This is a genomic window from Bacillus cereus group sp. BceL220 (assembly GCF_051776965.1).
GTDB classification, from domain to species: Bacteria; Bacillota; Bacilli; order Bacillales; family Bacillaceae_G; genus Bacillus_A; species Bacillus_A cereus.
This window is the reverse complement of the sequence record NZ_JBPWBC010000008.1, coordinates 1-21,274: the sequence shown is the minus strand read 5'-3', so window position 1 is coordinate 21,274 and position 21,274 is coordinate 1. Positions and strand designations below refer to the sequence as shown.

Here is a 21,274-nt window from a genome sequence, read left to right as displayed (position 1 = left end):
AAAGATGGGTGATATGAATGAAAAAGAAGCTTTTTATAGGAGGAATCTTTACTTTAATTAGTGTAATAAGTGTTGTCGTTTACTTAGTTTTTCAAGGCATATTCATTCCGAATCAAATAAGTGCTGATAAGTATGAAATAAAAGGTGTAGATGTCGCATCGTATCAAGGGGATATAGATTGGAGAGAGTTGGAAAAGCAAAATATGAAGTTTGCGTTTATAAAGGCGACTGAAGGAAGTTCGTTTGTGGATGAGTACTTTTCGAAAAATTGGAGGAATGCGAATAAGACAGATATGCGCATCGGAGCGTATCATTTTTTTAGTTTCGATAGTAAGGGTGAAACACAAGCAGAGCAATTTATACGAACTGTTCCAAAATATAAACAAGCACTGCCACCCGTGATTGATGTTGAGTTTTACGCTAACAAAAAAGATAATCCGCCTAAGCGTGAAGATGTTACGAAAGAGTTGGCGGTCATGATTGAAATGCTAGAAAAACATTACGATAAGAAAGTAATATTGTATGCAACGCAAGAGGCGTATGATTTATATATAAAGGATGCGTATCCAAAATGTAATATATGGATTCGTAGTGTTCTTACAAAACCGAGTTTATCTGATGAGAGAAAATGGACGTTTTGGCAATACACGAACCGCGGGAGATTAAGCGGTTATAATGGAAAAGAAAAGTATATTGATTTGAATGTATTTTATGGGAATGAGGAAGAGTTTGAGAATTATGGAATGGAAGATTAAGTTTTAAAGCGTACAAAATTGTGTACGCTTTTTTGTTAATTACATAAAAGTATGCAAATGAAGATGGAACAAACATTTGAGATGAATTGTCTAATATAGGTAATAACTATTTAGCTTGAAAGAAAGGGTTGATAACATGAAAAAGAATACGTTGTTAAAAGTAGGATTATGTGTAAGTTTACTAGGAACAACTCAATTTGTTAGCACGATTTCTTCTGTACAAGCATCACAAAAGGTAGAGCAAATAGTAATCAAAAATGAGACGGGAACCATTTCAATATCTCAGTTAAACAAGAATGTATGGGTTCATACGGAGTTAGGTTATTTTAATGGAGAAGCAGTTCCTTCGAACGGTCTAGTTCTTAATACTTCTAAAGGGCTAGTACTTGTTGATTCTTCTTGGGATAACAAATTAACGAAGGAACTAATAGAAATGGTAGAAAAGAAATTTCAGAAGCGCGTAACAGATGTCATTATTACACATGCGCACGCTGATCGAATTGGCGGAATAACAGCGTTGAAAGAAAGAGGCATTAAAGCGCATAGTACAGCATTAACCGCAGAACTAGCAAAGAACAGTGGATATGAAGAGCCGCTTGGAGATTTACAAACAATTACGAGTTTGAAGTTTGGCAATACAAAAGTAGAAACGTTCTATCCAGGGAAAGGACATACAGAAGATAATATTGTTGTTTGGTTGCCACAATATCAAATTTTAGCTGGAGGCTGTTTAGTAAAATCTGCGGAAGCGATATGGAAATATAAATTCGGTAGTACCTGGTCATGGAGAAGTAGGAGACAAGGGATTACTTTTACATACATTGGATTTATTAAAATAAGAAATTGTAGAAATACAAAAGAAAGGAGAAATAATTTTCTCCTTTCTTTCTTCTAACTATATTTAAATGCTGAATCTGTCGATTACGTCAGCATATATTACTGAGATTTTAATTCCAAGTATACAAATACTAGTACTGTCATAATTGCAATAACAACGTAAGTAGCATCAAGCATTATAAGTGTTTTTAAAGTTTCAGTCATCGTAATTCACCCCTGTTATAAAAATATAACATGATCTTTTTATTGATTAGATTAGAGATCATAAAGATAAAATGTATATGAAATTTCTTAAGTAGCTTCTATATAAATATATCATATAAATAATGTAAGTAATGTTAAGATAGTGTAAATGTATTGTAAATAAAGAGGTTTACAATGAAGGCTTTAATAAAAAAATGATAGTTCCTTAAAATAAAAAATACGCTATTCTTTCTATTGAATGATAGAAAGAATAGCGTATTTGTATGTCTATTTTCATATGTGATGAATTGCAATTATTTGTATAAGGGATTCAAAAAAATTTTTTCGTTGTATATATTTCTCCAAATTAATTATTTAGCTATTTAAAAGTATCGAAAGATGTGTGCACACTAATGTATATTTTTTGGATGTCAATAAAAGTATTATGTCAACAATATGAACTGTCACAAATCTTTATATATTATTGTGATTGATATCACATCACTTTTTTTCAATGGGTATTATGCTTAAGGTGTAATGAATGATTGGGAGAGGGTGGGATGATATGTTTTGTTATCAATGTGAACAAACGCCAACAGGCGGATGTAAAGTAATGGGGGTTTGTGGCAAGAATGAAACGATTGCGAGTTTACAAGATACGATTGTGTTTGGGCTAAAAGGAATTGCAGCTTATCGCACACATGCTGCTCAGCTAGGGTATACGGATGCATTTGTAGATGCTACAACACAAGAAGCTTTATATATGACATTAACAAATTCTAACTTTAACGAACAAGAGCATATTGATATGGCTATGAAAGTTGGGAAATCAGCTTTACGGGTGATGGAGTTATTGGATGAGGCACATACGAATCATTTTGGTGTGCCAGAGCCTGTACAAATTACACAAAATCGTGTAGAAGGTAAAGCAATTGTAGTTACGGGCCATAATTTATTTGCACTAGAAGAACTATTAAAGCAAACAGAAGGAAAAGACATTAATATTTATACACATTCTGAAATGCTACCAGCACACGGATATCCGCAGCTGAAAAAATATAAACATTTAAAAGGAAACATCGGCAAGGCATGGTATGATCAAAGACGCCTTTTTGAAAAATTTACTGGTGCCATATTAGCGACAACGAACTGTGTTATGCCAATTAAAGGATCATACTCTGATCGATTCTTTTCATATGATATTGCAGGTTTAGAAGGTGTACAAAAAATTGAAAATGATGATTTTATACCATTGATTCAAAAAGCACTAGAACTTCCAGAAGTACATATGGAGTCGGATGAACAGTTAGTGACAGGGTTTCATCATAATACAGTATTATCATTAGCTCCAGAAATTATTGATGCAGTAAAAGAGGGGAAAATAAAGCGTTTCTTTGTTATCGCCGGTTGTGATGCACCGGGAAAAGGCGGAGAATATTATCGTGAATTAGCAACGTCACTTCCGCCAGAAACGGTTATTTTAACAACTTCTTGCGGGAAATTCCGCTTTAATGATGTGGATTACGGTGTTGTACCTGGTACGGAAATTCCACGTTACATTGATTTAGGACAGTGTAATAATTCCATTTCTACAGTGAAAATAGCAGCTGCATTAGCTGATGCTTTCCAATGTGAAGTGAATGAATTGCCAGTAAGTATTGTGCTATCATGGTTTGAACAAAAAGCGGTTGCCATTTTACTCGGGCTATTTAGTCTTGGGATTCAAGATATTCGCATTGGTCCAAAGGCTCCTGAATTTATTTCACCTGGCGTGCTTGATGTATTACAAGAAACATTTGGTTTAAAACTAATTACAAATGCAGCAGAAGATATGGCTATGATGTTATCGTAACGGAAAAGAAGTTTTCACTTAATTGTAGCTTTATAAATCATTTGTATGTGTGTGAGTAAACGTACATACAAATGATTATTAATAAAGAAAATCTGCTATATCTATAAATTTTATAATTTTATAAAGCTTTTAAAGTGTAACACCACATGCCCATCACCTTAAGATTTTAAGTATCCCCAAAACGAAATTTCTACATGAATATCTATAATTTCACCTCTTTTTCATTTGATTTGAAAATAAGCTTTCTATTTTTAAAAACCAACGATACCACCTCAAATTATATGAATAAAATCCATTCATATATTAGGAAAATGGATTGAAAATAATAAGGTAGACTAAAAAGTAAAATATTATTTATGGTAATCATTCTTTTATAAAATTCAAATCGGCAAAAGCCCTACTCATTTTGATTGCGCATTTTTAAAATGGAGGGGCTTTTTTTACTGTAAAATCAATAACTGCAGCATATTTTTATTGCAAAAATTCTCATTTTTATTTTGAAAGTGATATGGGTACATATACATGCACATCAATCTTTTATTATGAAGTGGCCCTTGAATATATTGTTTTTTATTGACAGACATAAAAATGATTTATTTGCCGTATTGATAATTTATAGACATTATTATAAAATGTTTATGTATAAACAAACTTAGTCTATTTTTGTTTGGTTTTATTGGAAGGTTAGGTAGTGTTAATAACAACGAAATAATGGATATATCACCTGCAAAAAGAATGAAACCAATACGGAGAAGATGATTTCGTTAAAAATTCGAAAAATAAGCGTTATTAGCTCTTGAAGAAAAATTACAAGCATATGGAAAATAGGGTTATACAAAAAGTCTTAAAGGGGGACGGAATTATGGAGAAAAGAAAGTATTCAGTAACACCACAAGATCGAATGAATTATGTATTAGGTCTTTATTCTGCAGATCAACAAATTAATGCAGTTCTTTATTTTCCTGTAGGTATATCAAAGGAAATACTTGAAGAATCTGTAAGGATAACGTTGCAATTGCAACCAGTTTTGAACAGCCGGTTTGTAGAAAATGATATTCCTTACTGGGAGGAACATTCATCTGACACTAACTCATCTATTTGCTTTTTTGCAGAAGGAAATAATCAAGAACTTGAAATAATGGCAATAGATTTTATTAAGGAACCTGGTGATCGTATTCAGGGGCCTATGGTTCAAACGAAATTATTACGGGGCACTACAACAGATATGTTAGTTGTGAAATTGTCTCATCTATGTTCAGATGGTGCAGGAGTCAAGGAATATATTAAATTGCTTGGAACAATATATACTCACCTTTCATTGGGACGGTCTAAGAAGCAAATTATAAAGGAATTTGATGAGGGAAATGAGAGTTGTCGAGATCAATCACATGTATTCAAATACGCTGGAATATCGGACATAAAAAGTGCGTATCGTCCTAACCAAGAACAACAGGCATCGTTATGGTCTTTTCCATCTCAACCTAACAAAAATAAGTTTCCCCAAATGTCCGTACGGCGATTGAGCCATAAGCAAACTCTACGTTTAACCCAATGGACAAAAGCACAACAGGTTACCTTGAATGATGTAATCATGACTGCTTACTTCCGAGCTCTATCACATTTCACTGTGTATGCAGAACCTCGCACTGCAGAAAAAATGATTGGCTTGACAATTGATTTACGTCGATATCTGCCTAATAATACAACTGGTGCTATTTGCAACTTATCCGGTATGGAAATGCCAGTGATTAAAATGGAAGACGATGAAACATTTAAGCAGACTCTTGTTCGAGTTAAACAATCAATGGATAAAATAAAGTCTCAAAATCCAGGTCTTTCTTCAGCAGCAGGAATGGAGTTACTGGCAGAAATGAAGCTATCTACAGTGAAGGAAATGTATAATCAGCAATATGAACAGGCTGTACAGATGGGGATGGCTTTGCCATTACTGACAAATTTGGGAGTGATTGCTGAGGAACCTATTCAGTTTGGTCAAATTCAAGCTGAGGACGGGTATATGGCATCACCTATTATGTATGCACCATTCTTTTCAATGGGAGCAAGCTCTTATAATGGAAGGCTTACATTTACGATCGGTTATCATGCGCCGGATACATCAAAAGAAAAGGTAGAAAAATTTTTAGATAGTGTTGCTAATCAACTATCAGAAATAAAATAAAAGAGAATATAGAGAACAAATTTCTAACAGAATTGTATTTTAGGGGCTCGTATCATGTACGGATAATCTCTGGAAATTTTCTCTGACCGCACTTGCCTTTATGCTTTATATGCAATGGGAATGGTAGTGAGAAACAATTTGTATCGTGAAAAAACAAGATATAACGGTATGAAAACAATAAAGCAGAGCTGATTTAAATTACACTTTGAATCAGCTCTGTTTTACTAGTTTGATGGCCCTTACAACAAAAAAGGAGGCTGTATCCGGTTAGGATAAAGCGGATTTTTAATTTTTTTGAAAATAAAGTTGACATCCACAACTACTTAGTCATACAATGTAGTTGTAATAAGTAATACTGAATAGTGTGGTTTTACTCAAAAGCTACTCAGTAAAAAATTCGCCTTAGTACTCTGTGTTACTGAATATAAGTCAGACAGAATAGGGGGTAAAGGAGGATCAGGACATGGAAAATTTAACTGAAATGCTGAAAGGTTCACTGGAAGGGTGTGTACTGGAAATCATTAGTCGCCGTGAAACGTATGGCTATGAGATTACCCGCCACCTGAATGATCTTGGGTTTACCGAAGTTGTGGAAGGTACGGTGTATACTATCCTTGTACGATTAGAGAAGAAAAAGCTTGTGAATATTGAAAAGAAACCATCAGATATGGGACCGCCTCGTAAGTTTTATTCATTAAATGAAGAAGGCCGCCAGGAGCTTGAATTGTTTTGGGAAAAATGGGATTTTGTATCGTCAAAAATTAATGTCTTGAAGTCAAAATAGGTTCATAAGATAAAATGTTCCGGCCGATACTTTGAAAATTTCTTGTTCGGTTTTATAAAAAAGGAGGAAAATAAGATGTTAGAAATGTTTAAAAAGTTAATTGGTGATAAAAAAGAGTACAAAATGATGATGGCCCGAGTTGAGGCTCTGCCAGAGGACTACCAATTTGTATTTAAGAAAATTCAAAACTACATGTGGAATTTCTCAGCGGGTAACGGGATGGATATGTTACACATACAGTATGAATTAATCGATTTGTTTGAAGCTGGTGCAGCAGAAGGAAGACAAGTGCTTGACATTACTGGGGATGACGTGGCTTCCTTTGCTGACGAACTAGTCGCAAATGCTAAAACTTACGTCTCCAAGTATCGTGAAGATTTGAATGAAAGTATTATGAAGAAATTGAGAAAAAAATAAATGGAATAAGTAATACCAACTGATTAGCTGGTTACACATATGAATTGCCATCATAGCTATTCAGTTATATTTTTAACTCGGTACTAAGTAATACAGAATATCAGTGATACTAAATAGACAGAGGTAAATAACTTATCTTAGCAAAACATTTTTATAGGGAGGAAAAAAGTATGAGTCATGCAGCGATTTCTGTAAAAGGCTTGAAAAAATCCTTTAAAGACAAGGAAGTTTTAAAAGGGGTAGATTTTGAGGTGCAGCGTGGAGAAATTTTCGCGCTGCTAGGCTCAAATGGAGCGGGAAAGACGACAACGGTCAACATCCTTTCGACACTAATGAAGCAAGATAGCGGTGAAGTAAGTATTTGCGGATTTGATGTACAGCGTCAACCAGATCATGTTCGTCAAAGTATCAGTTTGACAGGGCAGTTCGCAGCTTTAGACGGTATGCTCACTGGGAGGGAAAACTTGATAATGATCGCTAAGTTACGTGGTGTTTCCAATCCCGCTCAAGTTGCTGACAATCTACTTGCAAGATTTAGCCTGACTGATGCAGCAAACCAAAGGGCAGATCAGTATTCAGGCGGGATGAAGCGCCGGCTTGATATCGCGATGAGTTTGATTGGGGCGCCAGCAGTTATTTTTCTTGACGAACCAACGACTGGACTTGATCCTGAAGCGCGAATCGAAGTGTGGGATACAGTCAAGGAACTTGCTGGTAGCGGTACAACTATTTTGCTTACGACTCAGTACTTGGAGGAAGCAGAACAACTGGCAGACCGTATCGCTATTTTGCATGGCGGAAAAATTATTACGACAGGTACTCTTGCTGAACTAAAAGAGATGTTCCCACCAGCAAAAGTGGAGTATATCGAGAAGCAACCGACATTGGAAGAAATATTCCTTGCGATCATTGGCAAAAAGGAGGAGATGTAAATGAAAAGTAAAACAGGTGTATTACTAGGTCGTTTAATGCGTAACATTATGCGCAGTCCGGATACAATTATTACAGTAGCGATTACACCGATTATGATGATGCTATTATTTGTCTACGTGTTTGGCGGCGCAATAAAAACTGGAACGGAAAACTACGTTAATTATTTATTGCCGGGAATTTTGCTAATGGCTATCGCATCCGGTGTAGCTTACACTTCCGTGCGACTCTTTACGGATGTAAAGAGTGGGCTGATGGCACGTTTCATTACGATGCCTATTAAGCGCTCATCGATATTGTGGGCTCACGTTCTAACCTCTCTGGTTGCTAATGTACTTACTATCGTGGTGGTTATTCTTGTTGCACTCTTAATGGGTTTCCGTTCCAGTGCTAATATTCTAGATTGGCTCGCGGTAGCTGGGATACTTGGGATGTTTACGCTGGCGCTAACATGGCTAGCTATCATTCCAGGATTGAAAGCGAGGTCTATGGAAGGGGCGACTGCTTACTCGTACCCGCTAGTTTTTCTTCCATTTATTAGTTCGGCCTTTGTGCCTACCGAAACGATGCCAAAAATTGTTCGTGCGTTTGCAGAGAATCAGCCTGTAACTTCAATCGTGAATGCGATTCGTGCTCTTTTATATGAAGGAACTGTTGGCAACGACATTTGGATTGCACTCGCTTGGTGCGTAGGTATAATGATTATTTCTTACTTTTTCGCCAGTAAAGCATTTAAACGTCAGTTAGGGTAAGAAACGAGATAAACGAAACCTTCAGGAATAATATATATTTAGAAAAGCACGGGAGATTTTCCGTGCTTTTATTATTTATCATGCTCTCATTGTAGTAAATGAAATGGTATTTAAAAATAGAATAATTGTCCATAAAGCTTAATATTTGAGGCTCACTGCTTATGGAATGTATAAGCACACTCGTTTTTGTAAATCTGCTAATACTTCATCGGGAATTTCTTTGATTTTAATATCCTTCCCTAGAAAAAGCAGCCAATTTATTATTTCCGTCATTTCATCGGGATTGTTAACATTGATAAAAGTTTTTAAAATGGCTGTGGATTGGTAAGGATTAGTATAAGATATTGAAATTTTTAAAGGATGGTATTTTTTGAACTGGGCAATTGCTGTCGGACCAAGTTCAAATACAAGGTTAATTGCTTCGTCCTTCTTACTTAGTTTTTCTAAAATCTTTTTCTTATTTAGCCTTTTGTTCGTCGTGTATGGTTCGATATTAATGAGATCATCGACAGGAAACATCATCTTCTTTTCTTTTTTTAAGTCAAATCCTTCAATGATCCAATGGCTTTTTTCTTGATAAAGGTGCAATAGATAAATTGGATAAGACTTAATTTCTTCATCTTCTTTCATAGTAATCAATAAATGGTTATCCAAAAGAAGGATTTGAATGAGTTTTTCTAACATAGGATGGGGGAGATCAGAAAGCTCAAGTAGATCGGGATTATGAGGGTTAGTCCCTTGGAAAAGCAAGAGTTGATTTAAAAGAACGAGATCATCTTGCTGGGTTTCTGAGATGAGTCCTAGTAGTTTTTCGGCTAAAGATTGACGACTCTTTAGGTAGGGAAGTTGTTGATTCCTCGTAGCCATAAAGGCAATAAAAAGAGCTTTCACTTCATTATCAGTAAAGCGAACAACGGGCAGGATAGAGTTGTGCATAACAAAATATCCCCCGGTCCTCCCAACTTCAGCGACAAGTGGCATTCCCATAGCTTCGATTTCTCTAATGTCTCTAATAGCTGTCGACCGTGATATGTTAAATTCTTGTATGATTTCAGAAATTGTAAAGTGGGAGCGGTTGTTGATATACCGCATAATTGTATTAATCCGTTCAACTTTTTTCATTTTAGTCTCCTAAACAGTATCATTTTTTGACATGGTTTAAAGGTATTATAAACGTATCAGATGAAAAGATAAATCGTTTGATTAATAAAAAAGAGGCAGGTTTTGAATATGAAAAATTATACTATAGAAGAAAAAGATAGCTTTATTGTGTTAGGTATTGGAACTGAAATTAAGAGTGAATACACAGACTTTGCTGGAATAAATAAAGAAAAGGAAGACTTTTGGTCGGCTGTTAAAGAAGATGGAAGGCTGGACACTTTAAAAGCTTTAGCTACAAATGAATACATTTTTTCCGTGAGCGAAGCGGTGAATAACAAAATGATGTATTATGCGGGTGTCATGACAGAAGCACAAATAGAAGAAGAATCTAGAGTGATTCAGTTTCCGAGGGGAGAATACTTAGTAGTGAAAGGGGAAGACAAAACGGCTAAAGAGCTAAGTAATAAGCTTACTGGCATCGCCTTCGGTCAAGCTTTACCAGAAGCAAAGGATTTTGCCTATGTTGGTGGACCGAATACAACGGTTGAGATGGGACAGAGAAATGGCTTAGTATTTGGTGAAATGTGGATTCCGGTTGTTAGGAAGTAAAGTGATAAAAGGTGCGAATATGGAAAGTAGAGGCTAACGATCTTGTATTGTTGGCCTTTTTGAAATGAATATAATATTCATATACTGCTACACAGTATGTTCTGATAAAATGGAATAAAAGGGAATTACTGTAAGGTGGTGGCAGATTGAATAAAAAAAGATTATTTGAGCTATTCATAGTAACGTTTGTTTTTCTATTCCTTCATGTAAGTACATTTACTAATGAAAAATTTAACGATAAATTGGGATCTTTTACTTTCATTGTGCTACTTCTTATGCTTTCTATTTACACTGCATTTATAGAAAAGTATTTTGATGATATACAAAAGTGGATTCGAAATATTACATGTTGCTTTGCTTTATTCGTAGTGGTTTTAGTAGCTCTATGGATAGGTTATTTTTAGTCCTTACTTAAGAGAATGAGAAATATGTGATTACACTACATTCGATCCGATAATATTACTTAGCTGCATCGGTTTATATTAATCTTTTCTCTCCTCAATCATGATAAAATGTACAATAGGAAATTTTATGTAACATAAAGGGGGGAAGGTTTATGGTCAGCTTGAGTACTTTGTTAGCGTTCGCAATTGTTTCGCTTAGCATGGTTTGTTCACCTGGGCCTAATATGATTTATCTCATTTCCCGTTCCATTACGCAGGGGCGAATGGCAGGATTTATTTCTTTATTGGGCATCATGCTTGGATTTGTAATTTATATAATCGCAACAATGTTTGGACTTACAGTTCTTTTCCTTGCTGTTCCCGCTGTCTATGAAGCAGTAAAGTGGGCGGGTGCTGCTTACTTGCTCTGGCTTGCCTGGAATTCGATAAAACCTGGTGCTACATCTATTATGGAACCTCGTACGATTTCTAATGAGCCACCACGGAAATTATTTTTGATGGGACTTATGACCAACCTTCTGAATCCAAAGATTGCTATTTTGTATGTATCACTTTTGCCTCAATTTGAAGATCCTGAAAAAGGCTCGTTGCTTTTTCAAGGTGCAGTTTTGGGCCTTACGCAAATCACTGTTAGTTTTATAGTCAACCTTCTAATTGTATGTACAGCAAGTAAAATTGCAAAATGGTTTGGCACACGTCCAACGTGGCTGCGAGTGCAGCGTTGGCTTATGGCAAGCGTCTTGACAGGTCTTGCGGTACGTTTAGCTTTTGAACGTCGACAGTAAGAGTATCTAAAAAAATTGAAAATCTTTTTTTATGAAGAAATTAAATTTCATAGTGATGGTACAACAAGTACAGAAGCGAATCTTACCCACGTATATGGAGAAAAAGGAACATATACTGTGGAACTAACAGTGGAGGATAGTAAAGAACAAACAAAAGTTACTGTAAAACAAGATCCGCAAACAGGTGAATCCCTCGAAGAGGAGAAGGACTCCCCATAGGCTTGTAAAAGGGAATCTGATTACTCCTGATCAGACAGATGTTTATACGTTTGATGTTACAGTTCCGAAAGAAGTAGATATTTCTGTGATAAATGAACAAAATATTGGGACGACATGGGTACTTTATCATGAATCAGACATGTAAAATTACGTAGTTTGTGGTAAAGATGAAGGGAATACTATAAAGGGAAAATTCGTAGCGAAACAAGGAAAATATTATTTGAATGTGTATAAATTCGATGATAAAAATGGTGAATATTCATAAAGTATACTTAATATCAGTAATTCATGTAATTAGGGGTGGTTTCTATATTTAGAGAAAATACAAAAAGGATACTTCTGTCATTAGTAACAAATCCAATACTAATAATTGTATACGGGATTTTTTGTTATGAGTTGGCCTTATACTGTAAGTACGGAAGAATGAATTATAATATTTACATTTTGTTATTATGTATAGTACTTTTTATATCCATAACTACATTTACTACAATGCGGGTGATAAAAAATAGAGAATATGAATCTAAAAAATTAACAAATTCAATAGCATGGAGATCCATTTCTATTATCATTATTGTTGCAATTACATCATTTTATGGGATGCAGATTTATAAAAGTGCAATAAATTACAATGGTAAATTGGCATGGTTTATAGAAAAGTTAAAACATGAAAGGTCAGTTAAACTTAAACATAATAATATATATAAGTCTGGAGTAGAAGGTATTTTTGAAGATATAAATAAAAAATATCCTTTGCCAAAGAAATTGTATATGGCAACTGATTTTGATCTTACATTTCATTCAGATGGAACAATCACAGCGTTTGATACATTTGTTTATGGGAAAAATGATGATGGGAAAGAAGAAACTTATTTAATCTCTTATAATAAGAAGAAGTCAGAAGATATTACTATAATACGAGACGGATACGCAAAGCCTGATTATAATGATGATAAATTAGTAGAACCTTTAATTGAAACGGTTAAGGCAATTCCAGTTAAGCAAACGGTTAGAAAATGGAATGAAAGTAAGTATGGGTTGATTTATTATGGAAAAAGAAATTGGGGATCCAATACAGAGGGAATTATTAATATTACTGAGGATGGTAAGAGGCAGAGTCTTAAAAAAGCAGCTTCTGATATCATTGGATATACTGTATCTATATTTGTCCCTGGAAAAGAGCAAGAGCTAGTCCCTGCTAGATATAATTTAATAAGTGACGCAAGTTGGAGTAAATCAAAGACGCCTCCAAAAGAAGATATGCTTAAAGAGAAGAAACAACAAGATTTAAAGAATGAAAAAGAACAGTTTTTCCTATCGAAAGAAGTTGGTTATAAACTAAATATGACAGATAAAGCATTAGGGAGCGCCTTTTATTCATTAAGCAAGACTAGTGATGAAGGGAAAACATGGGAGGTTATCAATCCAGACCCATTTAATGGGGGGATTGGTAGTGTATCAGGAATCACTTTTATAAATGATAAACTTGGGTTTTTAGGAGCAATTAGGCCTTCTGGTAATGAAGGAGAGTTATATCGCACAGATGATGGGGGAGTATCTTTCAAAAAGGTAGAATATCCGCCGCATGAAGTGAAATTAGATCATACACAGTCCACAATAAGTCCTTTTGATTCACCTAGTATGCCATATGAGAAAGATGGGGTTTTTAATATGTTAGTTGGACAAGGGGCAGATGGAGACTACAATGGCGATAGTAGTGCACTTTATCAATCAAAAGATAACGGAGAGACATGGGAATTTGTAGAAGAAGTGAAAAAGAAATAATCAGAATGTTTTTTGGAAAATAAGGTAACTACTCAGCTATACATTTCATTTAGAAGTTTGGTAAGGGGTATAATTCCAGCCATGAAGATAAAAATGGACCTATACCTCGCTGCCTTTCTTTGTTTTATTTCTTATGCTTACTATCAACGCTATATATAGAAAGGTATTTTGGTGATATACAAAAGTGGATTCGAAATATTACATGTTGCTTTGCTTTATTCGTAGTAGTTTTAGTAGCTCTACGGATAGGTTACTTTTGAATCCAAAGATTGCTATTTTGTATGTATCACTTCTACCTCAATTTGAAGATCCAGAGAAGGGATCGTTGCTTTTTCAAGGTGCAGTTTTGGGGCTTACGCAAATCACTGTTAGCTTTATAGTTAACCTTGTAATTGTATGTACAGCAAGTAAAATTGCAAAATGGTTTGGCACACGCCCGACGTGGCTACGAGTACAGCGTTGGTTTATGGCAAGTGTTTTAACGGGGCTTGCTGTACGTCTTGCTTTTGAACGTCGACAGTAAGAGCCTCTTTACCGTCAGTTTCTATAATATAACCTAATAAATATTAATATAATTTATGTATAGTAGATATTTACCTTATAAAATAAGGGGGGAATATTATGACTGAGACAAACGAATCTTCAGGAGTTAATTTGAAAAAAGATGTGAAGTTTTCTATTATAATTCCTGCGCATAATGAAGAAAAGTACATTAGAAAATGTTTAGATTCAATTGCAAAGGCATCAGAGGCATATAAAGAGCAAACGGAAGTTATAGTTGTTTTAAATCGTTGCACAGATAAAACAGAGGAAATAGCAAAATCTTATAATTGTGTTACATTGAAAAATAACGATAAAAACTTATCTAAAATTCGAAATGCAGGGGCTAAAATAGCTAATGGAGAAATAATCGTCACTATAGACGCTGATACCATAATGACAGAGTCTATGTTGTCTAATGTAGATAAATATTTAGCTTCAGGTAAATACATTGGTGGTGGGGTAAATGGGAAGTTTGAAAGAATATCTTTAGGAATATTTCTCTCCGCAATGTTAATCATAATCCCCTTACTTTTTAAGTACGGAGCTATATCTGTAGGGATTTTTTGGTGCTATAGAAAAGACTTTATGGCAATCAACGGATTTAATGAAAACATGCTTATGGCAGAAGATGCAGATTTCGCTAAACGTTTAAAAGAGTGGGGAAAGAAAAATAATAAGAAATTCGGTACTATTAAAAATGGAATGATAACTTCATGCAGAAGATTTGATACATATGGAGACTGGACTTTACTTAAAAATCCAAAAGTAATTTTAGCTTATCTAAAAGGAAATGATAGAAAATACGCAGATAAGACATATTATGATAACCAAGAAAGATGAAAATGGAGAAAATAGGCAGAGGATAGCTAGTACTTTTTTAGATATAATGAGAATCCAACTTAATTTAATAGATATTATAAGAAAACCATCAATTTGATTATCTTTTTTCAAATTGATGGTTTTTATTTTTGAAATAAATATGTATTTTTTTATGAAAATATTTTTTGACCCCCATAAAACTATGTATTCCTCCGAATATGTATAGTGAAGAAAATAAATAGAAGAAAAATGACTATGAAAGAATATAGAAGCATTAATAAAATTACTAGATTAAGTGGGCATCCAAAATGGAAGGATGAAATTACCAATTATATAAAGAAGAGTTATTCAAGGATTGCAGATAAAATAGAAAGAGAAGAAGCAAAACGAACGGTAGAAAATAAGAAAGTAGATAAAAATACAAACTTAACTGTAGTGCCGAGAGAAAAGGAAAAATCATTAAGAAAACGTTAGACTCTAAAAATATAACTAACAGCAAGAAAACAAGACCGAAGAAAAGTACCAAGAAAATCTGGTTAAATGGTCACTTGTGTAGTGGCCATTTTGCTATTTGAAGGAGGCTGGGAGATTACAAGTGTTGAGTTTAGTAATGAAGATCTTAAGAAAACCGAAAATAGAAGATATCGTATGTAACATACAAAACAACGAAGAAGATAAAGAAGCATTTATCGTACAGTATCAGCCTTTTATTAGAAAATCAATCTCATCTGTCTGCCGCCGGTATATTACAGAACAGGATGATGAATATAGCATTGGATTGTTTGCGTTTAACGAAGCAATTGAACAGTATTCATATACAAAAGGAAAATCCTTTTTAGCGTTTGCTGATCTTCTTATAAAAAGAGATGTAATTGACTATATACGTAAGGAGTCTAAACATAACTTTGTCTTTTTAAAAGAAGATGAGCAAGAGGAAATGTTAGAAATGCAAGTGTCGCTTACAGAGTATATGAAAGAGATGGAAAATAGTAACCGTAAGGAGGAAATTCTTCATTTTCAAAGTGTGCTAGCTGAGTTTAAAATCACATTCTCAGAGCTTGCTAAAGAATCTCCTAAGCATCGTGATACGCGTGAGCACTTAATAGAAATTGTAAAAATTATTATAAAAGAAGAGGAAATGATGGAAGAGCTGTTCCGAAAGAAAAAGTTACCGCTTAAACATATTGAACCGCGTGTTAGGGTAAGTCGTAAAACGTTGGAACGACATAGAAAATACATTATTGCAATGTGTATTATTTTTGCAAACAACTATACATATATTCTGGATTACATAAGAGGGGAAAAGCATGATGAATAAAGGAATTGTGATGGATATAAAAAAGCATAGCGTAGTTGTTTTAACACCAAATGGAGAGTTTATTACGTGTAAAAGAAAAGGGGATTCTTGCATGATTGGGGAGGAAATCTCATTTGATGAGCAAGAACAAAAAGCATCGCATTTTTCGATCCCTTCCTTTTTAAAACCTGCATCAATACTTGTTGCTTGTTTTCTATTTGCAGTGCTGTTTTTCTACAACCAACCAGAAGAAAAAGTATTTGCTTACGTCTCAGTTGATATAAATCCAAGTTTAGAGGTGAGCGTAACGAAGGATTTTCGTGTTATAGATTTACAGGCTTGTAATGATGATGGAAGGCGTATTTTAAAAGAATTGAAGCAATGGGAAAATAAACAATTACAAGAAGTAATACGTACTATTATAAAGCAAAGTCAAGAGGATAAGTATTTAACGAATGATAAGCAAGTTATGCTAACAGCTGTTGCAAAGGACAAGGCGCTAGAACCACAGTTAGAAAAGGCAATGAAAGAATTGAAGAAAGAATATGAGTTAAAACATATTACAGTTGAATATCAAAGTAGCACGATGCAAGTACGAGAGAATGCTAGAAAAGCTGGAATTGGCACAGGTGTCTATATAAAGCAAGAGAATGAGAAAAACAAATCGCTTACTCCTCCTGCCACGCCGCCTAATCCGGTGGAAAATGAAGAAGAGGTGCAATCACAGCCGGAGTCATCTCCTGATGCATCAATGGATTTATCTCCTGTAGACGAAAAAAAATATGAAAAGCAAGAGCAGAAAGAACAAAAGAAAACAGAGGAACAGCCATCGAAGCAAATAAAAGAAAACAATGGAAGAGGATCTCAGCAAGAAAATAGAGGGAATCAACAGGAGAATAAAAGTAGAGAAGCTCAACAAGGAAATAATGGGAATCAGCAAGGGAACAACGGAAGAGGATCACAACAAGGGAATAATGGAAATGGGCAAGGAAGCAACGGAAGAGGATCACAACAAGGGAATAATGGAAATGGGCAAGGGAACAACGGAAGAGGATCACAACAAGGAAATAATGGGAACGAGCAAGGGAACAACGGAAGAGGATCACAACAAGGAAATAATGGGAACGAGCAAGGGAACAACGGAAGAGGGTCTCAACAAGGGAATAATGGGAATCAGCAAGAGAACAACGATAGAGAATCTCAAAAAGGAAATAATGGGAATCAGCAAGGGAACAATGGAAGAGGATCCCAGAAAGAAAATGGTGGAAACGAGCAAGGGAATAATGGTAGGGGGTCTCAACAAGAAAATAGAGGCCACCAGCAAGGGAATGAAAAGAAGAATCAATAGAATATGGAAGTGAGAGATTCATTTCAAAGCTAAAAGGATTTCTCTCGCTATTGTGGGCAGTAAAACTCCCATCTCAAAATTTGGCTGGAGCAAAGAAGTTAGGTGGGAGTTGGGCTGCTTGTAAATGCCCAATTGGTGAGGGCTGATTAAAGTTGCACTTTATTATTTTATAGTTCTATTAAGAAGGAGTATGTGAAAAATATAATGGAGAAAAACATTCAACAAGAGAAAGATAAAGAAAAACCTGTTTTTTATGATCCGAAAGGAAGGAGAAACATAGCCTTTATTTGGTTTCTATGTACCTCAATAGTTAGTGTAGGTGTTGTATTTTATTTTTTCTTTCAAAGTATTTTTTCAACACCAGAAATTCCAAATATGAATACCGCTGTACAACAAGATACTAAACTTGTACCAATTAATCAAAAACTTAGTGATCAGCAGTTAAAGAAGGAAGAATTTAACCCAAATACCGAAACGAAGGATAATAAAAATTTGGTGAATCCGCCGAAGGATAGTAAACAACCTAAAGAAGTGTATGGTTTTTATGTAAACTGGGATGAAAATAGTACCGCTTCTTTAAAAGAAAATATCGATTCCTTAACTACGTTAGTACCAGAGTGGTATCATTTAAAAGCAGATTTAACGATTAGAAGTGAGATCAAACCTGAGATAGTAAAGTTGGCAGAAAAAAATCAAGTGAAGATTATGCCTTTGCTTACTAACTATACTGAGGAAGCTTCTGGTCCTGATAGTGGGCTAATTCATAAGTTACTGAATTCCTCAAATGATGTAAAGACAAAGTTTATTAATGATTTAGTAAGCCAAGTTAAAAAGAATCATTTTTCAGGAATTAATATTGACTTTGAGGCCGTACCTGAAAGTGATAGAGAAAACTTAACAAATTTTATGAAAGAACTTACTACGGAATTTCATCAACATGATTTGCTCGTTACACAAGATGTTCCAGCTAATGATAAGGCTTTTGATTATAGTGCGTTAGCAAAAATAATAGATCGAATGATTGTAATGATGTACGATGAGCACTATGGAGCCGGGGAACCAGGACCAATTGCTTCAAATAAATGGTTCCAACATACATTGAAAGAACTGAATATTCCGTCTAATAAGCTTATAGTTGCTTTCGGTAACTATGGATATGATTGGCAAGTAAATAGTAAAGAAGCTGCGAAGTCTTTAACTTTCTCAGAAGTTATGGCAATGGCTCATGATTCAAATATGAAAATTCAATGGGATAAAATGAGTGGAAACCCTTATTTTAGGTATAAAACAGAAGGGAAAGAACATACTGCTTGGTTCTTAGACGGTGTAACTCTTTATAATCAAGTGAAAATCGCAATGGACAATAATGCAAAGGGATTTGCGTTATGGAGACTAGGAGCAGAAGACCCTACAATATGGAAAGTTTTAAAAAATCCGATTGAGGCACAAAAAAATCCTAATGTATTACATAAAATCAATAGTTTAGATGAAGTAAATTATTCTGGACAAGGTGAAATTTTACAGATTGAGAATGAAAGAAAAAATGGATTGAGAGATTTTAAAGTAGGCAAAGATGGTTACCTTACAGATGAAGTATATCAATCCTTACCATCTGCATATGAAGTGCAACGATATGGAAAACCAAATGGGAAACAAGTAGTATTAACATTTGATGATGGACCAGACCCGAAATATACGCCAGAAATTTTAGATATATTAAAAGAGAATCAAATAAAAGCTGCTTTTTTTGTACTTGGTGAAAACGCACAACTAAATACTAGTATTGTAAAAAGAATATACGATGAAGGGCATGAAATTGGCAATCATACTTTCAAGCATCCTAACATAGCTGATACGTCTTTACTACGAACGAAAGTAGAACTTAATACGACGCAACGTTTAATTCAGGAAGTAACTGGACATTCTACGGTTTTATTTAGACCGCCATATGAAGCGGATGCTAACCCGGATTCATCAAATGAAATATTGCCTATTTTACGTGCACAAAATATGAACTATACAATGGTAGCGGAAAAAGTTGATCCCGAAGACTGGGCAACACCATCAACAAATGAATTAGTAAGACGTGCTCTTAATCCCATTTATAAGGGAGAGGGAAATATTATTCTTCTCCATGATGCGGGAGGGAATCGTACCCATACAGTAGAGGCACTCCCGATCATTATTAAAGACCTAAAAAAGCATGGATATAGTTTTGTAACAATTTCAGATTTAATGAATAAAGAACGAGATGAAATTATGCCTCCTGTTTCTTCTGAGGGGAAGCAATATTTACTTTACAATAAAGCTGTCTTTTCAGGAGCTGGATATTTTAAGCATATATTAACTACTATTTTTTATATTGCTATTGGATTAGGGATTTTTCGATTTTTATTCTTAATTTATTTTGCATGGAAGCAGAAAAGAAAAACGTTATCTCGCTATATTAATTCGTCTTATCAACCTTTTGTTAGTGTTGTCATAGCGGCATATAATGAAGAAAAGGTGATAGCCAAGACGATTCACTCAATTTTGGATAGTAATTATAGAGAATTTGAAGTTATTGTTGTGGATGACGGATCGACAGATGGTACGTCAAAAGTAATGAAAGAAACATTTTATAAACACCCTAAAGTTCGTTTCATTCAGAAAGAAAACGGCGGGAAATCATCGGCAATGAACCTAGGGTTTCAACAATCGCGAGGAGAAATCATTGTCACTTTAGATGCGGATACTATTATTGCGCAAGACGCTATTTCTTTAATGGTTAGACACTTTGAAGATCAGAATGTAGCTGCAGTTTCAGGTAATGTCAAAGTGGGGAATAGACGGAATTTGTTAACTACTTGGCAACATGTTGAGTATATTACAGGGTTTAATTTAGAACGTAGAGCTTTTGATGAGTTAAATTGTATTACAGTAGTTCCAGGAGCTATTGGGGCGTGGCGCAAGAAGAATGTAGTTGAATCTGGATATTTAAGCGAAGATACATTAGCAGAAGATACCGATCTTACTATTACATTTTTACGTCAAGGGCATAGAATTGTATATGAAGAAAAAGCGCATGCTTTTACGGAATCACCTGAGGATGTGAAAAGTCTCATTAAACAGCGATATCGTTGGTCATATGGTACACTTCAGTGTCTTTGGAAACATCGAAAAGCGTTGTGTAATTCAAAACATAAAACATTAGGATTTATTGCACTGCCTAATATGTGGTTATTCCAATATGTTCTGCAATTCATTGCTCCTTTTGCAGATATATTAATGATTATAGGACTATTTAGTAGTAATCCGCTAAAAGTTTTAGGATTTTATTTTGTATTCTTTTTAATGGATCTTCTCGCTTCGCTGTTTGCATTTAAATTAGAAAATGAGAATCCGAAACCATTAGCATGGTTAATTTTACAACGTTTTATTTATCGTCAATTTATGACTTATGTTGTCATTAAATCTATATTCTCATCGCTTCGAGGAGTAGCGGTAGGGTGGAATAAACTAAAGAGACTGGGGAGTGTTAAACATTCCACGGAACATAAGGAGGCATCATAAAAGAGCAGACTATTGAACTGCACCCCAATTGTTAGACACAGTCTAACAATTGGAGGTGCAGTTTTTCTATGGCTAAATTTACAGCTGATGAAAAAATACAAATCGTTCTACGTTATTTGAACG

At 34.7% G+C, this 21,274-nt stretch carries 17 protein-coding genes and 4 pseudogenes; 20 read left to right on the top strand and 1 reads right to left on the bottom strand.

The features are described from left to right. The first annotated feature begins 17 nt into the window (after nucleotides 1-17). The 8 genes and pseudogenes from ACS2FK_RS20225 to ACS2FK_RS20190 all read left to right on the top strand — a co-directional run bounded on the left by ACS2FK_RS20225 (nucleotide 18) and on the right by ACS2FK_RS20190 (nucleotide 8,689). Nucleotides 18-755: a glycoside hydrolase family 25 protein gene (locus tag ACS2FK_RS20225; protein ID WP_000727664.1), complete on the top strand. Its 738-nt coding sequence runs from the start codon at nucleotides 18-20 to the stop codon at nucleotides 753-755. Between the two features lie 136 nt (nucleotides 756-891). Beyond that, nucleotides 892-1,594: pseudogene (gene bla / locus ACS2FK_RS20220) on the top strand (subclass B1 metallo-beta-lactamase). Nucleotides 1,595-2,340: 746 nt separating this feature from the next. After that, complete coding sequence (gene hcp / locus ACS2FK_RS20215; RefSeq protein WP_063549348.1) at nucleotides 2,341-3,627, top strand: hydroxylamine reductase; 1,287 nt, start codon at nucleotides 2,341-2,343, stop codon at nucleotides 3,625-3,627. 862 nt (nucleotides 3,628-4,489) lie between these two features. After that, a complete protein-coding gene (locus tag ACS2FK_RS20210; protein WP_063548140.1) occupies nucleotides 4,490-5,806 on the top strand; it encodes a condensation domain-containing protein in 1,317 nt (438 codons plus the stop codon). 463 nt (nucleotides 5,807-6,269) lie between these two features. Beyond that, nucleotides 6,270-6,590 carry a PadR family transcriptional regulator gene (locus tag ACS2FK_RS20205; protein WP_000429487.1) on the top strand — a complete coding sequence of 107 codons (321 nt, stop codon included), beginning with the start codon at nucleotides 6,270-6,272 and terminating at the stop codon, nucleotides 6,588-6,590. A 75-nt stretch (nucleotides 6,591-6,665) separates the two neighbouring features. Then, nucleotides 6,666-7,007, top strand: a complete 342-nt coding sequence (locus ACS2FK_RS20200; protein ID WP_000891986.1) for a DUF1048 domain-containing protein — start codon at nucleotides 6,666-6,668, stop codon at nucleotides 7,005-7,007. Between the two features lie 170 nt (nucleotides 7,008-7,177). Beyond that, nucleotides 7,178-7,939 carry an ABC transporter ATP-binding protein gene (locus tag ACS2FK_RS20195; protein WP_000017471.1) on the top strand — a complete coding sequence of 254 codons (762 nt, stop codon included), beginning with the start codon at nucleotides 7,178-7,180 and terminating at the stop codon, nucleotides 7,937-7,939. Continuing rightward, nucleotides 7,940-8,689: an ABC transporter permease gene (locus ACS2FK_RS20190; RefSeq protein ID WP_000837815.1), complete on the top strand. Its 750-nt coding sequence runs from the start codon at nucleotides 7,940-7,942 to the stop codon at nucleotides 8,687-8,689. Between the two features lie 159 nt (nucleotides 8,690-8,848). Here the strand turns inward: ACS2FK_RS20190 and ACS2FK_RS20185 are convergent, their stop codons facing one another. Then, a complete protein-coding gene (locus tag ACS2FK_RS20185; RefSeq protein ID WP_063548138.1) occupies nucleotides 8,849-9,811 on the bottom strand; it encodes a helix-turn-helix transcriptional regulator in 963 nt (320 codons plus the stop codon). Nucleotides 9,812-9,919: 108 nt separating this feature from the next. Here ACS2FK_RS20185 and ACS2FK_RS20180 point away from each other — a divergent pair, with 108 nt between their 5' ends. The 12 genes and pseudogenes from ACS2FK_RS20180 (at nucleotide 9,920) to ACS2FK_RS20125 (ending at nucleotide 21,151) form a co-directional block, all read left to right on the top strand. After that, nucleotides 9,920-10,399 (top strand): GyrI-like domain-containing protein, encoded by a 480-nt coding sequence (locus ACS2FK_RS20180; RefSeq protein WP_002195671.1) that lies wholly within the window; start codon nucleotides 9,920-9,922, stop codon nucleotides 10,397-10,399. 146 nt (nucleotides 10,400-10,545) lie between these two features. Continuing rightward, on the top strand, nucleotides 10,546-10,803 hold the full coding sequence (locus tag ACS2FK_RS20175; RefSeq protein WP_001036208.1) for a DUF3963 domain-containing protein: 258 nt from the start codon (nucleotides 10,546-10,548) through the stop codon (nucleotides 10,801-10,803). A gap of 152 nt (nucleotides 10,804-10,955) precedes the next feature. Next, nucleotides 10,956-11,588 carry a LysE family translocator gene (locus ACS2FK_RS20170; RefSeq protein WP_063548136.1) on the top strand — a complete coding sequence of 211 codons (633 nt, stop codon included), beginning with the start codon at nucleotides 10,956-10,958 and terminating at the stop codon, nucleotides 11,586-11,588. A gap of 33 nt (nucleotides 11,589-11,621) precedes the next feature. Then, nucleotides 11,622-12,072, top strand: a pseudogene (locus tag ACS2FK_RS20165) (pre-peptidase C-terminal domain-containing protein); the annotation flags it as partial. Nucleotides 12,073-12,107: 35 nt separating this feature from the next. Next, nucleotides 12,108-13,592: a WD40/YVTN/BNR-like repeat-containing protein gene (locus ACS2FK_RS20160; protein WP_080469857.1), complete on the top strand. Its 1,485-nt coding sequence runs from the start codon at nucleotides 12,108-12,110 to the stop codon at nucleotides 13,590-13,592. Nucleotides 13,593-13,698: 106 nt separating this feature from the next. Beyond that, a pseudogene (locus ACS2FK_RS20155) lies at nucleotides 13,699-13,852 on the top strand (DUF3963 domain-containing protein); the annotation flags it as partial. Further along, nucleotides 13,846-14,115 (top strand): annotated as a pseudogene (locus tag ACS2FK_RS20150) (LysE family translocator); the annotation flags it as partial. The pseudogenes ACS2FK_RS20155 and ACS2FK_RS20150, both read left to right, overlap by 7 nt. A 98-nt stretch (nucleotides 14,116-14,213) precedes the next feature. Next, entirely contained in the window at nucleotides 14,214-14,975 is a 762-nt protein-coding gene (locus tag ACS2FK_RS20145; protein WP_000141006.1) for a glycosyltransferase, read from the top strand. A gap of 234 nt (nucleotides 14,976-15,209) precedes the next feature. Next, a complete protein-coding gene (locus ACS2FK_RS20140; RefSeq protein ID WP_063548132.1) occupies nucleotides 15,210-15,428 on the top strand; it encodes a hypothetical protein in 219 nt (72 codons plus the stop codon). Nucleotides 15,429-15,549: 121 nt separating this feature from the next. Next, nucleotides 15,550-16,272, top strand: coding sequence for an RNA polymerase sigma factor SigI (sigI, locus tag ACS2FK_RS20135; RefSeq protein ID WP_002082432.1), 723 nt, complete (start codon nucleotides 15,550-15,552; stop codon nucleotides 16,270-16,272). Further along, nucleotides 16,262-17,599, top strand: coding sequence for an anti-sigma factor domain-containing protein (locus tag ACS2FK_RS20130; protein ID WP_063548130.1), 1,338 nt, complete (start codon nucleotides 16,262-16,264; stop codon nucleotides 17,597-17,599). The genes sigI and ACS2FK_RS20130 overlap by 11 nt, the downstream gene beginning before the upstream one ends. Before the next feature lie 204 nt (nucleotides 17,600-17,803). Then, complete coding sequence (locus ACS2FK_RS20125; protein ID WP_063548128.1) at nucleotides 17,804-21,151, top strand: glycosyltransferase; 3,348 nt, start codon at nucleotides 17,804-17,806, stop codon at nucleotides 21,149-21,151. Nucleotides 21,152-21,274 lie beyond the last annotated feature (123 nt).